The sequence below is a fragment of the Enterococcus villorum genome (assembly GCF_007990225.1).
GTDB classification, from domain to species: domain Bacteria; phylum Bacillota; class Bacilli; order Lactobacillales; family Enterococcaceae; genus Enterococcus_B; species Enterococcus_B villorum.
The window spans coordinates 13,738-28,568 of sequence record NZ_BJWF01000001.1; the positions used below are offsets into that span (position 1 = coordinate 13,738).

Consider the following 14,831-nt stretch of genomic DNA (forward strand, 5'->3'; position numbering starts at 1 on the left):
AACAACTATTTTTCTTCAATGAAAGAAGTTAGATACTAGCAGTCGTTCTTTTCTTGTGGTAGAATAGGAGAAGTCAATAGCAGATAATAAGAGCGGAGGGACAACATGAAGCGAAGTGACACGCATCGCAAGAAAGGAAAAGGATCAGGTATTTTTTATCTAGCGGGAGCTGCAATATTGATCCTTGCGGCTGGCGGTGGCTATTATTATTATCATCAAACACAAGAAGCTTTAGCAATTTCAGAAGGAGAAAAAACGATTCAACAGTTTATTGATCGTTTAAACACTGGTGATTATGAAAAAGCAATGTCATACACTCAAATCAATTCAAAAGAAAAAGCGGCTCTTTCTGAAAAAGAAGCATTAGAAAAATACCAAAACATTTATGGCTCAGTGAATGTTAAGGGCTTAGAAATCTCTGACTTAGAGATAACTAAACAAAAGAGCAACACTTATTCTTTTTCTTATAAAGCTAAAATGAATACGAGCTTAGGAGAATTAAAAGATCTTTCATATAAAGGCACCTTATCAAAAGACAAGGAACAGTTCAAAATTAATTGGCAGCCAAACCTTATTTTTCCTCAAATGAAAGGTACAGATAAAGTTAGCTTAGTTAGTGAGGAAGCAAAAAGAGGAGATATTCTAGACCGAAATGGCAAACCTTTAGCAACGACTGGTAAGCTAAAACAATTGGGAATTGTTCCAGGAAAACTAGGGAGCGGTGATGAAAAAGCAGCTAATATTAAAGCAATTGCTGATGCTTTTGATCTTTCAGAAGATGAAATTAACCAAGCGATTTCTCAAAGTTGGGTACAACCAGATTATTTTGTTCCTTTAAAAATCATTGATGGTCAAACTCCTTCTTTACCTGATGGTGCAACAATTCAAGAAGTGGACGGTCGTACCTATCCCTTAGGAGAAGCAGCAGCACAACTGATTGGCTATGTGGGCGACGTCTCAGCAGATGACATTAAAGAAGATGCCACGTTGAGCAGTTCAGGGAAAATTGGTCGATCTGGTTTAGAAATGACTTATGACAAAGAACTACGTGGTACAAATGGCGGAAAATTAAGTATTACTGATGCAGATGGAAAAGAAAAGAAAGTTCTGATTGATCAAGAAGTAAAAAATGGGCAAGACATCAAGTTAACGATCGACTCAGATGCGCAAAAGATTGCATTTGATAGTCTAGGAGGAAAAGCAGGTTCTACAGTAGCTACTTCGCCAAAAACTGGGGACTTATTAGTACTTGCTAGTTCACCAAGCTATGATCCTAACAAAATGACGAATGGTATTTCACAAGAAGAGTACAAAGCCTATTCAGAAAATGAAGACCAACCATTTATCAGTCGTTTTGCTACCGGTTATGCACCAGGCTCGACTTTTAAAATGATCACTGCGGCAATTGGCTTGGATAACCAGACCATCAATCCAGAAGAAGCTTTGACAATTAATGGTCTGAAATGGCAAAAAGATGCCTCTTGGGGCTCTTATCAAGTGACACGTGTTAGTGATGTACCGCAAGTTAATTTGAAAGATGCACTGGTATACTCTGACAATATCTATATGGCACAATCAACATTGAAAATGGGTGAAAAAGCGTTTCGTGAAGGGTTAAATAAATTTATTTTTGGTGAAGAATTAGATTTACCAATCAGCATGAACCCTGCCCAAATCTCAAACAAAGATAGCTTCAATTCTGAAATTTTATTGGCCGATACTGGTTATGGTCAAGGGGAGTTATTAATCAATCCTATCCAACAAGCGACCATGTATTCGGTTTTTGCCAACAACGGCCAACTTGTTTATCCAAAATTAGTAATGGACAAAGAAACAAAAGTGAAGAAAAACGTTGTTGGAGAGTCTGCCGTTCAAACTATTTTGCCAGATTTAAAAGAAGTCGTCCAAGATGCCAATGGAACCGCTCATTCGTTAGCCTCATTAGGTATTCCATTAGCTGCAAAAACAGGAACTGCAGAAATCAAAGAAAAACAAGATGAAAAAGGGCAGGAAAATAGTTTTCTTTTCGCTATTAACCCCGATACAAATGGATACTTAATGGTAAGTATGCTTGAAAACAAAGCAGAAGGAGACTCTGCAACAAATCGAGCACCTGAATTATTACAGTATTTAAATCAGAATTATCGATAAGCTCGTTCAATAAAAAAAATTAGCCGATCGTTCATTCGATTGACTAATTTTTTTTATACATAATTGATTTTGATCGGATCAAACGAGTGACAATTAATGGGGTAAAAGGTTTTGTAACCTAAAGAATGGGTCATTCTACTTTTGGCGATTTTTCTCGATTAAGTAGTGCCACAGCAAAGCCAAGTAAAACGATACCCGCAATTACTGGCACCGTATGATGGAAGTGGACATACAGTTGTCCACCAAGGATAGGACCAATGACTCTAGCAAGAGCTTGGATACTCTGAGAAGCTCCTTGGATTTTTCCTTGCTCCATTTTATTCGCTTGTTTGGAAAGTAATCCATTAAACGAAGGGCTAAAAATGGCATCACCAAATCCAAAAAAGAGCATACCAAAGACGAATAGACTAACCGCTCCACTAAAAACAGAAAGAACAATCAAGAAATAACCCATGATCTCGCTGGAAATTCCGACTTTCAAGATCCGTTGGTCGTTCCAATGCCGTAATAAAACAGGCATAATCAACAATTGAGAAAAAATATCGATCACACCAATTAAAGAAAACGTCAATCCAATCATCACAGGTTTTAACGTAAAAGTATCAATAGAAAATTGGGCAAAAATGGCTTGAAACGATCCATTTGGTAGCCAAATGAAAAAACCTGATAGTAACAACCATTTCACTGAATGAATCGAAAAAATGGAACGAAACTGGAGAATAGGGTTGATTTGTTGGAATGAAAGGCGAGATGTACGGTCTTTTATTGCTAAACTTTCTGGCATGAAGAAGTAGCCATATAATCCATTGGTAAAGCTCAATAAAGCAGCGACATATAATGGAACTGTAGGACCAAATTGAGCAAACACCCCACCGATTAAAGGACCACTTGCCGTACCTATACCCACGACCGCACTGATCCAACCAAAATATTTCGTCCGATTTTCTTCGGTGGTGATATCAGCAAAATAAGCTAGAATAGCAGAGATCTCGCCACCAGTCAATCCTTCAATGATTCGGCTTAAAAAAAGCACCCATAAAGCGCCACCTAAACCAAATAGAAAATAGCCAATCGCTGAACCAAACAAACTACTAACTAAAACAATTTTCCTGCCAAATCGGTCGCTAAGTGCACCTAAAATAGGTGCAGATAAAAACATAGAGAACGCATAAATAGAAGTCAATAAGGTAACAGCTGTTGCTTGTTGCTGAGAATTATCTGTGTATTTTGCGACAATAAATGGGATAACAGGGTTAATAATTGTTAAACCTAAGCCAATCAGAAAAACCGAAGTAAAGCCAAAAACAAGTGCATGTTTATTAATGGTTGTATTCATAAAAAAACTCCTTCACACAATATTGTTTACCAAGAAACAATAAATAGATTAAAGCATTTTTGTTTCTTTGTCAACAAAAACATTTTTCAGAAGTTCTATGAAATCGCCTTATCAACTCGTAAAACACCAAAACCAAACCCCTTCATAGATGAACATACCAGAATAAATTAGTAGAAACTTTTTACAGCAGAAAATACCAAGCTAATGAAGCAAAGATCATTCTATAATTGAAAAATATCACTTATTCATCACTATTTTACTTTTGGTCGCACACAAGCACTATAAAAATGTTGTTTTTAGAGAATTAGAATGATGTATTATAAATAGAAAAACTGGGGTATTGGCGGAAAGGCTGATTGATTCTAATGATTTTTTAGATAAATAGATAATAGAAATCTAGATAAAATAATAAATTCTTATATAGTCGAATGTTAAATCGCATGTCATAGGATGTGTCTGTTCTAACAGTAATTAAAAACAGCAAAAATAATAAAAAAGTGTCACTAAATACTTGATTAAAAAATTTAGTAGTAGAATCTGTGAAGGCTATTTATAAGTAAAAAATCGAAAAAAGTTCCGTATTGGTGGAGAGGAAGGGGAAAAGAGAGGGGTGACATTCATCAGTTTTTGATGGAAGTTGTTTGGTTGTTTGTCTTCTATTTTTTTAACTAGCCCCTTTGTCATGTCCTTAGTAATGTTTGACAAAGGGGCTAATTAACCTGCTTATTTTACATATTTTTTTTACTTTTCTAGCTTTTTACTTTTCAAATTTTCTCTAAAGCGTCCAATAAAGCGAAAAACAGTATCATATTCCTCTTTTGTCATGCGTTGAAAAACCATCTCGTTTTCCTCCAAAAATTCTTGATGGAGTTTTTGATGCAACTGATTCAACCGCTGACCTTCTGCTGTTAAACGAAAATAACGTTCTTTTTTATTTTCTGGTTTTTGATAACTTTCAATTAACCCTTGACTTAGCATTTTTTTTGTTTGTTTGCTAATAGCGCCACGAGTCATATAACTAGCATTAGCTAATTTTGTGACGTTTGGATGAGGAATTTTTGCAATTTTTTCGATTAATTCGATTTCATTTAGGGAATATCCCTTAAGCGCTTGTTCTAATTTTGGTTTATTTAGCCAAGTGATTTCGTTTGCTAATTCTAACATTTCGCTAATCAAAGCGAGTCTTTTATCCATGACTTGTCTTCCTTTTTCTTCTAGTATAACGAAAGTCTATTTTGATCACAATATCCTATCTAAGAAAAGCACGCTCAATCAACATAGACTTTCTTTGTAAAATATTTAAGAATTAGAGGTGAAATCAATGTGCTTAGCAAAATAACAATCACTAGAGGAGAGTAGTAATGACTTTCGATTAATTGACTTTGTTGTCCAATCTGTAAAATGATTAGCGCCATCTCTCCTCGGGATATCATTCCGGCGCCTACCATCAAAGAACTAGTTGCAGAAAATCCAGAAAATTTAGCACCAATGTATCCGCCGAAAAGTTTGGTTAAAATCGCTACAAGTGTCAGAATCAGTATAAATAAAAGCTGTTCACTAAAATTAGAAAAATCAACTTCTAATCCGACACTTACAAAGAAAACTGGAATAAATACAGCATATCCTAAGGCTTCTACATTGTGATAAACTTCGTGTTTTACCTTTGTTTGACTAACCGCAATTCCCGCAAAAAAGGCACCAATGACCGAACTTAGACCAATTAAATCAGCCATATAAGACATACCTAAGCAAATGACTAGCGACATGATAATAATCGCAGAGTTGGCATAGATTTTTTCAGCAAATGACATTAAAAATGGTGCAATCCATTTTACTAATAAAAAGATAAATAAAAAATAAAGTAATTGTTCAAGCAATAATAAGGAGAGAGGAAGATTGCTGGATGATTTTCCAGTGAGAAAAGACAAACTGAAACTCAAGACAAGTACGACTAGAATATCATCAACCACTGAAGCACCTAGAATCGTTGAACCTTCTTTGGTATTGACGACATTTAATTCTTTCAATACTTCAACAGAAATACTAACAGAAGTAGCAGCCAGAATAATCCCAAAAAATATCGCTTCATTATTGGTTACTTGAAAAGCTTCACCCGTCAACCAACCAAAAAAGACAGGGAAAACAATACCTAAAAGCGCCACAAACATTCCTGGTTTAAAATATTTTTTTAGTAACGATAAATCACTTTCTAGTCCGGCTAAAAACATTAATAAGATTACTCCGATTTCAGAAAAATCATGGACTAAAATGTTTGGATGAACCCAACCTAAACCTGCTTGACCCAATATTACTCCTACTAATAATTGACCAATAACCGCAGGGATTCCAATTCTTCTTGAAAGATGAGAGCCAATCGTAGTAGAAATAAGAATAAGACATAATATGCCAATAAATTCCATCAATAAGTCAATCCTTTCTTCATTTATTTTCTTTATAAATATAATAACTACGTTTATTTTATTGGCGAAAAAAAAGAGTACTTCGAATTATTTTAAGAAAGAACCAAAAAAATAAAGCCACATGAATTATATAAGAAAAAAGAAGGGCAATAGCCATTGTTCAACTGGTAAAATAGCATGTGAGAAATAAAAACTCCTTTGAAAAACAAGCCGAAATTCACAAAGAATGTGAAAAGTAATTTTTGTGAATGATTTCTTATTAATGGGAGCGAAACTCATTTGTTTTAGTCGCTCTTTTTAGTAGTTAAACGAAAGAATACTTATTGCCCTTTTTTATTATGAATACATTTTTCTGACTTTGAAATAATTAACAATTTCTGAAATGCCCATAAAAATCAATATTCCACCAAATAGTTGGAATAAGATCATCACACTTGTAAATGGATTGAATAATACTAGTAAACCACCAATCAGCAGCAAAATACTATAAATACTCCAGCCTTTTGATTTTGTATTCAAACCGATGAATAGTTGGAGAATACTTTTTAGAACAATCACTAAACCTAATATAACCGGTAAAATAGAAACGATCGCTGAAGCAAAGACGAAAACAACTAATGCAGCAATGAAATAGAAGATCGCACTAATTAAATTAAATCCCCATGTTCCTGTCTGTTTTCTATATTTATTTGCTTCTAAAAAATTCAAAATGCCCAATAAAACAAAATAAGCGGTGATCAAGTAGCCAATAAAATGAAAGACAGCGCGAGGATCGATAATGATCGCAACACCAGCAATGATATAAATAGCCGCCCTTAAAATGGCATAACGTTGGATATTTTGACGGATAATTTCAAACATAACATAACCTCCTTTTTTCTATTGTACCTTCAAAGCGTATTTTCACCAAATAATAACTTGCTTTTGACTTTATTTTCTGAGGATTTTTTCCATTTTTTTTCCTTTTGCTAGTTCATCAATTAATTTATCTAAATAACGTATTTCCTGCATTAGTGGATCCTCAATAGACTCAACTCGTACACCACAAATGACACCAGTAATCAGCTGGCGATTCGGGTTCAATTTTGGTGCTTGTGCAAAAAAAGTCTGAAAATTGACTTCAGCAATTATTTGTTTTTGTAAGTTGTCGAAAGAATAACCCGTTAACCAACAGATAATTTCATCTACTTCTGCTTTTGTTCGCCCTTTTTTCTCTGCTTTTGCTTGGTAAAGAGGGTAGACCTTTGAAACGCTCATTTTAAAAATTCGATGTTCAGCCATAGAACCTCCTAGATATTTTTTCTTTTATTATCTCAATAAAGTGTACTTATCAAAAGCAAAAAGATTAAGAAAAGAATGAATTCTACTCTTTTCTTAATCTCTCATACTTATCATAATTTTGTTTCTTATTTTCTCATCAAGTAATCAAATGCACCAAGAGCCGCAGTAGCTCCTGATCCCATAGCAATAATGATTTGTTTATAAGCACTATTCGTACAATCACCCGCAGCAAATAAGCCAGAAACACTAGTTGCGCCGTGACTATCTATGAGGATTTCACCACGATCATTCATATCAAGAGAGCCGTTTAACCAATGCGTATTAGGAACTAGTCCAATTAAGATGAAGACACCAGCAACAGCTAATTTATGTTCTTGATTGGTCGATCGATCCAAATAAGTTAATGATTCGACGTGACTATGACCATTAATTTCTTTTGTCTGTGCATTTAGAATAACCGTTACATTGGGAAGGGTAGCTAACTTGTCTTGTAAAACTTTATCTGCTTTAAGTTCTGGTAGAAACTCTAAAACGTAAACATGTTTTGCTAATCCTGCCAAGTCAATCGCTGCCTCAATTCCAGAATTTCCGCCACCGATTACTGCAATTTCTTTTCCAGTAAAGAGAGGGCCGTCGCAATGCGGACAGTACGCAATCCCTTTGTTTTTAAATTCTTTTTCACCTGGAACATTGATTGAACGCCAACGGGCACCAGTCGCAATGATCGCAGTTTTTGCTGCTAATTTATTGCCACTTTTTAGAGCAATTTCAAAATGGTCCGATTGTTTTTTTAGGGAGAGGACTTGCTGATTCGTCATGACATCAACAGGATAAGAACGTAAATGTTCTTCGACTTGTTTCATTAATCTTGGTCCTTCTGTGTAGGAAGTACCAATCATATTTTCAATTCCTAAAGTCTCCACTACTTGGCCTCCAATAGAATCAGCAACAAGACCTGTTCGAATCCCTTTTCTGGCAGCATAGATAGCGGCACTACTTGCTGCGGGTCCGCCACCGATGATCATGACGTCAAATTTTTCTTTTAAGCTTAAATCCGTTTTTCCTTGTTGCGCTGGATCAATTATTTTTTCAAGAATCTGTTCAATTGTCATCCGACCACTAGTGAATTCTTGCCCATTCAGCAAAACCGTTGGCACTGCCATAATCTCTTTTTCTTTGACTTCTTCTTGATACATTCCGCCTTCAATCATGGTGTGGGTAATCAAGGGATTCAATACAGCTAAGATGTTTAATGCTTGAACCACATCTGGACAATTGTGGCAAGTCAAACTAACATAGGTTTCAAAATGTAACGGTTGATTGATTTTCACGATATCTTGGATCATGGCATCAGAAATCTTTGGTGCCCGTCCGCTTACTTGTAGTAAGGCCAATAGGAATGAAGAAAATTCATGTCCTAAGGGAACACCAGCAAAAGCAATACCACTTTCATTTTGCAAAGAGTTAATTTCAAAACTAGGTGTTCGTAAGAGTTGTTTTTTCTCAACAGATATTTTCTCACTCATAGCAGCTACTTCATTAACAAAAGCCAGGGTTTGTTGAGATGCATCTGTTCCATCGACGCTTACTGAAAAACGAATCGGTGCTTCGATTAATTCGAGATATTGCGCTAAATTTTTTTTGGTTTCATTATCTAACATAGCGCCACCTACTATATCTTTCCAACAAGATCAAAGCTAGGTTTTAGCGTTTCACCACTTTCTTTCCATTTAGCAGGGCATACTTCGCCTGGATGGGTACGTACATATTGAGCAGCTTTAATCTTATCAATTAATGTGCTTGCATCACGACCGATACCATCTGCATTGATTTCCATCGCTTGGACAATGCCATCTGGATCAATAATAAATGTTCCTCTTTGGGCAAGACCATTTTCTTCATCTAAGACTTCAAATAAGCGAGAAATATGATGAGAAGGATCACCAATCATGGCATATTCAATCTTACCAATAGCATCTGAAGTATCATGCCAAGCTTTATGCGTAAAATGAGTATCAGTTGAGCAAGAAAAAACTTCAACCCCTAAAGATTTTAATGCTTGGTAGTGCTCTTGTAGGTCTTCTAGTTCAGTCGGACAAACAAAGGTAAAGTCAGCAGGATAAAAGCAAAGGATGCTCCAATTACCAGTAAAATTCTGATCTGTGACTTCAATAAATGCGCCATTGTGATATGCTTGTGCAGTAAATTCTCCAACTTTTTTTCCAATCAATGACATAAAAAAACCTCCAATTTAAATTATATTTTTATTTATAATTAATATAATTTAATAACGCTTATAAAGTCAAAGGTTTTTTCGTTATTTAATTATATTACATAGAAATCGGAGGTTATTTATACTCTGAGAAAAAAGGATGAATACTAGGTATTATTATTTAAACCTTGAATTAACAAGGTTTGTATAGGTTGAATGTCGGACATTTGCTTTTTTATCTTTCATTAAAAAATAAGGAGGAACTGGTGTAATCATTTTCTTGTTTTAGTTCAAAAATGTATTCTGCGATCTTTGTAATAACGTTTTTCCAATCTTGAGGGGTGACATAATTATCTAAAAGATAGATTTTCTTTATATGAGAGGGAAGATGTTCTAGTGGACAATCGCTCACAACAATATCACATTCATCCATATAATTTTTCTGGATAGTCACCGATTCTGAAGAGAAAATTTGTTCAATTTTCACCAATAAATCTTTACTAACATAAAAATCTTTCGTGTAATTGATTCCGATGACAATCGAGTGTTGTGGCTTAAACCGATCATAAAGATGCAGTAAATCTTCTACGATCCATTGTACGTTTTCTCTAGCTAACACTTTTGGGAAATCCTCCCAATTTTTTTGTCTAAATTGCAAATAGAAAGTTTCAATCTTTCGTTGTAAAGTAGCAAAATTTTCCTTTCCTTCATACAAAGCAAAAGTAGGTAATGGCGTATTCGGTTGATCATGATTTAAAAAGGTGCTGAAAAGTTTATTACGTGCAAAATTAAGAGCATAGATTTTTTGATAATTGTTTGGAATGGATAAATGAAAAGATTCACTGAATGCTTCTACTAATTTTTTTGAATAAACGATATATGGGACATTTTCTTCTAGTAAGGTTTGGTAATGATGAAAACTAAGTTCGTCGCTTTCTAATTTTGAAATAGCTAAACGGGCCAATATATTGATCAACATTCGCTGTTCAGGGCAAAGAGGCAAATGACGATGAAGTAAATCAAACTCAGGTCTAATCAGATACTCGATATATTTATGTTCCTTTAATTCCTTTTGAACAGTTTTTAAAGAGGTAACAGGAAAATTTTCTCGGCATATTTTTAATAATAAGAATAACTTTTCTTTCATTCCACCACTAAGAGCAGCCAGTAAACTTTTCTTAAAATAAGCCGTTAACTCGTAGTTCATTGATTGGTCCGTATCTTTTGTGTAGGGAAAAGAAGTAGTTGAAAAGATATTCCAATACACATCTAAAAAGCAGTACTGAATCTGGACTTCCGTTCCTGAGATGATCTGTCTTCCTTTACTTGAAAACTTAAAGGCAATCCCGTAAAGAGCGAGAAATTGATTGACCGACTTCATCTTAGAATAGAGGTAAGAAGGGCTATAATTTGTTATTTGACTGATACTGACCATTGACGTACTAGAAGGCTTTAACAAAGCAGTTAAAATTTGAAAATTCGTTGATTCTAAACAATATTTTCCAAACAACTCATAGTAACATTTCGCAATATCTATCTTGCCTAAGTCTAATTGAATAAACTTCTTTTGTTTAATTAATGAAATTTCTTTTAAACCAAGAGCTGTGAAATCTTGTTCTAGTTCTTGAATATAAAGCAAAAAATTTGAATCAGACATACTGAAATAATCGGCTAAATAGTGAGTTGTAATAAAAATTGATGTTCTGATAAAAAAAGAAAAATATCAAGTTTTGTGACACTTTTTTTCTTTAATAAATACTTTTTTACTGCTTCTTGAGTTTGCATGTCATTCCTCCTGTTTCTTTTTCCATCCGTCATTTTACTAAAAAATTCGTTGTTTTGTACAAAAAAACAGTAAAAATAATTGAATGATTTATATTATCTTATCATATGTGTTGCACAAAAAAAGTGTTAGAAATGGGGAGATATAATGAAATACATCAATTTTTTATTGGTTGCTGTCGCTCTAATCGGAGGATCCTTACCGATAAGAGCAACAGCAACCAATAAACGAAAACAAGGAACCAAATTCACTTGTGGCAAAATCAAAGGAACCTGGTTGGGCTAATGTGAATCGGATTACACTCCAAGAAGAATTTTCTACTACAAATTCAGGAGTCATGAAACTTGCTGTTGGTGAAAAAATCACTGTTAAAGCAACCGTTGATTATTCAGGAGATAGTCAACCAATCTTACAATCGAGTGTTCAATTCGAAAATATTGATCCTGCTTTAAGCATCGAACATGATCCAAGTTCTCTTGTCATAAATCGAAGAAAAGCAAGTTTTTTCTTTACTATCACACTAACCCAACATTTAACACAGCCAGCATTATTTACAATCAAAGTTGCTGATCGTCATCCAGAAGATAATCAATACCTTACGCCGTACAGTCAAAGACAAGCAGTGGAAGGAGGAGCAAGTACTGGAAACAAAGATTCTACTGAACCAACAGATGAAGGAAAAACTGGTAGTTCCACATCAACATCAGAAGAAAAACCAAATTCAACTAACACCACGTCAGATGAAAATTTTGATACAACTGACACAACAACAGAAGAAACATCAGATTCAACTGACATGACGACAGAAGGAACACCAGACATCACTGATTCAACAACAGAAGAAACACCAGATTCAACTGACACGACAACAGATGGAACACCAGATTCAGCTGATATAACGACAGAAGAGAAAAAAGAACCAATTGATATTACTTCAGAAGAAAGCAATTTGACTGAGGAGGCACACCGAATTTTAACCAATAAAGAGAAATCAACGACAACAGATAGCGCATCAAAACTCTTGCTAAGTAAAAATGAAAACAAGCATGAAATAAACCATGATATTTTCTCTAACGAAGGTAACACATCGAAAACCGAGAGAAGGAGACAGTTACCACAAACGGCGGACAAAAATAATCCAGTTTTTATCTATGTAGGTTTTGCTACTATAGCTTATCTAATATTTAGAATAAAAAAATAATTCTTTGAAAAGGTAACCCACTTATTGATTGTTTACCATAAATATTTATCAAATAAAGCCCTCTATTCAATAGAGGGCTTTATTTGTTCTAATTTTTCTCCTGATAGATATTTCTTAAGGAAAATAATTTTTTCATATTAGTATTAAAAGAATAGGAGGAAAAGTCTTAAAAGATGTCATTCCTTCAATGGATGGTTAGGTATTTCTTTCACTTTTAGTACATCTAAAAAGAAAGTAAAAATAGGGATACCGACGATTAATCCCCAAACACCTAAGAAACGTTTACTAAGCAATAAGACGATAAAGGTGTAAAAAATGGGTAATTCCGTTTTACTAGACATCAGTTTTGGGTTCAAAACGTAAGATTCAATTAAATGGACGATCAAAATGGTTAACAATATATAAACAACGTCTTTGATGCCACCTTGTGAGTAAGCAATGAAGGATAAAGGGACACAAGAGACGATAACACCAGCAACTGGTATCAGACTCAAAATAAAAATCATAATTGCTAAACTTAATAACTGATGGAACCCAAAAGCAGCTAAGGCAATCGTCGTTAGCAAAGTATTTAACAATGCAATAATAAATTGCGCTTCTAACACTAATCCAAATGTATTAACAAATTTATCAGCGAAATAATAGATATCCTGGAAAAACCAAGCAAATTCCCCTTTTAGAAATAGTTTTGAAAAGACAATGGTTTTTTTCTTTTCAATCATAAAAAAGAAACTTAAAATAAAGGACATCGTAAAAGCAACTGCTAATTTTCCAACATCTTGCAAGTAACCTAACGCAATAGACGCACCATTTTGTAATTGTTCAAAAAAGTCATTTCTTTCAATATAAGTGTGAATATACTGTAATACCGGATCAGCATCTTTTGGTTGGTGCTCATAAAAATTAATGACCGATTGAATCATATCAACCGTTTGATGGATCAGAAGCGGTACATAGATCGTTAACGCCAAATAAATCAAATAAACAACCAAGGCATAAACCAGTATAGTTAATACACCTGTAGGAATTTTGATAAAACGTTGGATGATGTGCACTAAATGAATCATTAAGTAAGTAAAAATAAACGTCAGTAAAATGGTGGTAATCATGCTTTTTACTAGAAAAAGAACCACAATAATGGATAAGAGAACAGTCATGCGGCGAATTTTTTCATTCGTGATAAAACGCTGGTAAACGGACAAATCAATAACCTCCAATAATTAAGTGATAGCATACATAATTGATTATAAGTCGGAAGACAGTAATTAGAAAGAAAAAAATAAGACTACTAACGAGAATCGACCGTCAGTAGTCTTAAGGACTAATTTTTATTGATTTTTGCGAAAATTACCAAGCATTTTTTTGGTTAGTTTTTGCAAAAGAACCAGTTCATCTTCTTCTAGTGGCAAATAAGCTAAAATTTTAGCTGGGATATCCTTTGCTTTTGGTTCTAAAGCTTGACCTTTAGAGCTGAGAGAAAGGATCGTGATACGTTCGTCTGAAGTATCTCTTTTTCGTTGTAATAACCCTTTGTCTGCCATTTTTTTGACAACTGGGGTTAAGGTACCAGAATCTAAACAAAGCAGATTTCCTAACTCTTTCATTGTAAGTTGTTTATTTTCCCACAGCACAAGCATGACTAAGTATTGCGTATAAGTCAATCCTAAAGGTTTTAACAAAGGAGTATAGTATTTAATGATTTCTTTAGAGGTGGCATACAAAGGAAAGCACAATTGGTTTTCTAAATATAATTCTTCCATTTTATCCACCTCATTTCTTTTATTCCCTTGCTAGCATAGCTGAATTTTACTAAAAAGTCTAGCCTTCAACAGCTGTTAGTGTCACTTCAATATTTCCTGCCGTTGCTTTTGAATATGGACATACTTTGTGAGCTGCTTCAAGTAATGCTTGTGTCTCTTCTAACGAAAGACCTTCAATGTGACCTTCAATTTCAACACCTAAAACAAAACTCATTTCACTTTCAGCGTATAATGAAACTTGTGCACTGATCGTTGAAGCTCCAGGGATATTTTTTTGTTGTTTGATCAAATCTAATGCACTGTTAAAACAAGCGCTAAATCCAGCTGCAAAAAGTTGTTCTGGATTTGTTGCATCAGCAACACGACGTCCAGGTGCCGCAATATTTAATTCAAATGAATGATCAGGGCTATGAACTTCTCCAGAACGGCCACCAGTATTAATCATTTTTGTAGAATACATTTTTTTCATAAGAAACACTCCTCTAATTATTTATTTTACACAATTATATTGTACACAATTTAATTGTGTAATGCAAATAAATAGTTTATCATTTAATGAATTTCGAAATAACAAGCAATACTAAAAAACAAGCGAGAAGACACGAAAAGAAAATAGTGTGTCACTCGCTTGTTTAGAAACTGTCCAATAACAAACAGTTTCATAGGAGGTTAAAAAGTATAAAAAGG

General features: G+C 34.3%; 13 protein-coding genes and 1 pseudogene. 3 read left to right on the forward strand and 11 right to left on the reverse strand.

All coding sequences use genetic code 11. From position 1 onward, the window contains the following. Nucleotides 1–105 precede the first annotated feature (105 nt). Nucleotides 106–2,151 (forward strand): penicillin-binding protein PBP4(5), encoded by a 2,046-nt coding sequence (gene pbp4, locus EVI01_RS00080; protein WP_146811477.1) that lies wholly within the window; start codon nt 106–108, stop codon nt 2,149–2,151. Nucleotides 2,152–2,281: 130 nt separating this feature from the next. Here pbp4 and EVI01_RS00085 read toward each other — a convergent pair whose 3' ends face one another. The 8 genes and pseudogenes from EVI01_RS00085 to EVI01_RS00120 all read right to left on the reverse strand — a co-directional run bounded on the left by EVI01_RS00085 (nt 2,282) and on the right by EVI01_RS00120 (nt 11,185). After that, the gene (locus tag EVI01_RS00085) at nt 2,282–3,487 is read right to left on the reverse strand and encodes an MFS transporter (protein ID WP_010750917.1); all 1,206 of its coding nucleotides are present in this window, start codon (nt 3,485–3,487) and stop codon (nt 2,282–2,284) included. 741 nt (nt 3,488–4,228) lie between these two features. After that, nucleotides 4,229–4,681: a MarR family transcriptional regulator gene (locus EVI01_RS00090; protein ID WP_010750918.1), complete on the reverse strand. Its 453-nt coding sequence runs from the start codon at nt 4,679–4,681 to the stop codon at nt 4,229–4,231. A gap of 74 nt (nt 4,682–4,755) precedes the next feature. Beyond that, nucleotides 4,756–5,907 (reverse strand): cation:proton antiporter, encoded by a 1,152-nt coding sequence (locus EVI01_RS00095; protein WP_010750919.1) that lies wholly within the window; start codon nt 5,905–5,907, stop codon nt 4,756–4,758. Nucleotides 5,908–6,243: 336 nt separating this feature from the next. Further along, entirely contained in the window at nt 6,244–6,768 is a 525-nt protein-coding gene (locus EVI01_RS00100) for a DUF308 domain-containing protein (RefSeq protein WP_010750920.1), read from the reverse strand. 69 nt (nt 6,769–6,837) lie between these two features. Then, nucleotides 6,838–7,188 (reverse strand): DUF2200 domain-containing protein, encoded by a 351-nt coding sequence (locus EVI01_RS00105; protein WP_010750921.1) that lies wholly within the window; start codon nt 7,186–7,188, stop codon nt 6,838–6,840. Nucleotides 7,189–7,313: 125 nt separating this feature from the next. Continuing rightward, nucleotides 7,314–8,849 (reverse strand): alkyl hydroperoxide reductase subunit F, encoded by a 1,536-nt coding sequence (gene ahpF / locus EVI01_RS00110; RefSeq protein WP_010750922.1) that lies wholly within the window; start codon nt 8,847–8,849, stop codon nt 7,314–7,316. 11 nt (nt 8,850–8,860) lie between these two features. After that, entirely contained in the window at nt 8,861–9,424 is a 564-nt protein-coding gene (gene ahpC, locus EVI01_RS00115; RefSeq protein ID WP_010750923.1) for an alkyl hydroperoxide reductase subunit C, read from the reverse strand. 211 nt (nt 9,425–9,635) lie between these two features. Continuing rightward, nucleotides 9,636–11,185, reverse strand: a pseudogene (locus EVI01_RS00120) (helix-turn-helix domain-containing protein). Between the two features lie 145 nt (nt 11,186–11,330). Here EVI01_RS00120 and EVI01_RS13555 point away from each other — a divergent pair. Together EVI01_RS13555 and EVI01_RS00125 are read left to right on the forward strand one after the other, a co-directional pair. Then, complete coding sequence (locus tag EVI01_RS13555) at nt 11,331–11,468, forward strand: hypothetical protein (RefSeq protein WP_010750926.1); 138 nt, start codon at nt 11,331–11,333, stop codon at nt 11,466–11,468. Next, nucleotides 11,437–12,384: an LPXTG cell wall anchor domain-containing protein gene (locus EVI01_RS00125; RefSeq protein ID WP_010750927.1), complete on the forward strand. Its 948-nt coding sequence runs from the start codon at nt 11,437–11,439 to the stop codon at nt 12,382–12,384. The genes EVI01_RS13555 and EVI01_RS00125 overlap by 32 nt, the downstream gene beginning before the upstream one ends. Nucleotides 12,385–12,560: 176 nt before the next feature. Here EVI01_RS00125 and EVI01_RS00130 read toward each other — a convergent pair whose 3' ends face one another. The 3 genes from EVI01_RS00130 to EVI01_RS00140 form a co-directional block, all read right to left on the reverse strand. Next, nucleotides 12,561–13,586, reverse strand: a complete 1,026-nt coding sequence (locus tag EVI01_RS00130) for an AI-2E family transporter (RefSeq protein WP_010750928.1) — start codon at nt 13,584–13,586, stop codon at nt 12,561–12,563. 126 nt (nt 13,587–13,712) lie between these two features. Then, nucleotides 13,713–14,144 (reverse strand): MarR family winged helix-turn-helix transcriptional regulator, encoded by a 432-nt coding sequence (locus tag EVI01_RS00135; RefSeq protein ID WP_010750929.1) that lies wholly within the window; start codon nt 14,142–14,144, stop codon nt 13,713–13,715. A 58-nt stretch (nt 14,145–14,202) separates the two neighbouring features. Further along, nucleotides 14,203–14,613, reverse strand: coding sequence for an organic hydroperoxide resistance protein (locus EVI01_RS00140; protein WP_010750930.1), 411 nt, complete (start codon nt 14,611–14,613; stop codon nt 14,203–14,205). Between the last annotated feature and the right edge of the window lie 218 nt (nt 14,614–14,831).

Excerpts from the sequence above, each read along its gene's own strand:
- pbp4 (WP_146811477.1), top strand. The coding sequence starts at position 106 with ATGAAGCGAAGTGACACGCATCGCAAGAAAGGAAAAGGATCAGGTATT.
- EVI01_RS00085 (WP_010750917.1), bottom strand. The coding sequence starts at position 3,487 with ATGAATACAACCATTAATAAACATGCACTTGTTTTTGGCTTTACTTCG.
- EVI01_RS00090 (WP_010750918.1), bottom strand. The coding sequence starts at position 4,681 with ATGGATAAAAGACTCGCTTTGATTAGCGAAATGTTAGAATTAGCAAAC.
- EVI01_RS00095 (WP_010750919.1), bottom strand. The coding sequence starts at position 5,907 with ATGGAATTTATTGGCATATTATGTCTTATTCTTATTTCTACTACGATT.
- EVI01_RS00100 (WP_010750920.1), bottom strand. The coding sequence starts at position 6,768 with ATGTTTGAAATTATCCGTCAAAATATCCAACGTTATGCCATTTTAAGG.
- EVI01_RS00105 (WP_010750921.1), bottom strand. The coding sequence starts at position 7,188 with ATGGCTGAACATCGAATTTTTAAAATGAGCGTTTCAAAGGTCTACCCT.
- ahpF (WP_010750922.1), bottom strand. The coding sequence starts at position 8,849 with ATGTTAGATAATGAAACCAAAAAAAATTTAGCGCAATATCTCGAATTA.
- ahpC (WP_010750923.1), bottom strand. The coding sequence starts at position 9,424 with ATGTCATTGATTGGAAAAAAAGTTGGAGAATTTACTGCACAAGCATAT.
- EVI01_RS13555 (WP_010750926.1), top strand. The coding sequence starts at position 11,331 with ATGAAATACATCAATTTTTTATTGGTTGCTGTCGCTCTAATCGGAGGA.
- EVI01_RS00135 (WP_010750929.1), bottom strand. The coding sequence starts at position 14,144 with ATGGAAGAATTATATTTAGAAAACCAATTGTGCTTTCCTTTGTATGCC.
- EVI01_RS00140 (WP_010750930.1), bottom strand. The coding sequence starts at position 14,613 with ATGAAAAAAATGTATTCTACAAAAATGATTAATACTGGTGGCCGTTCT.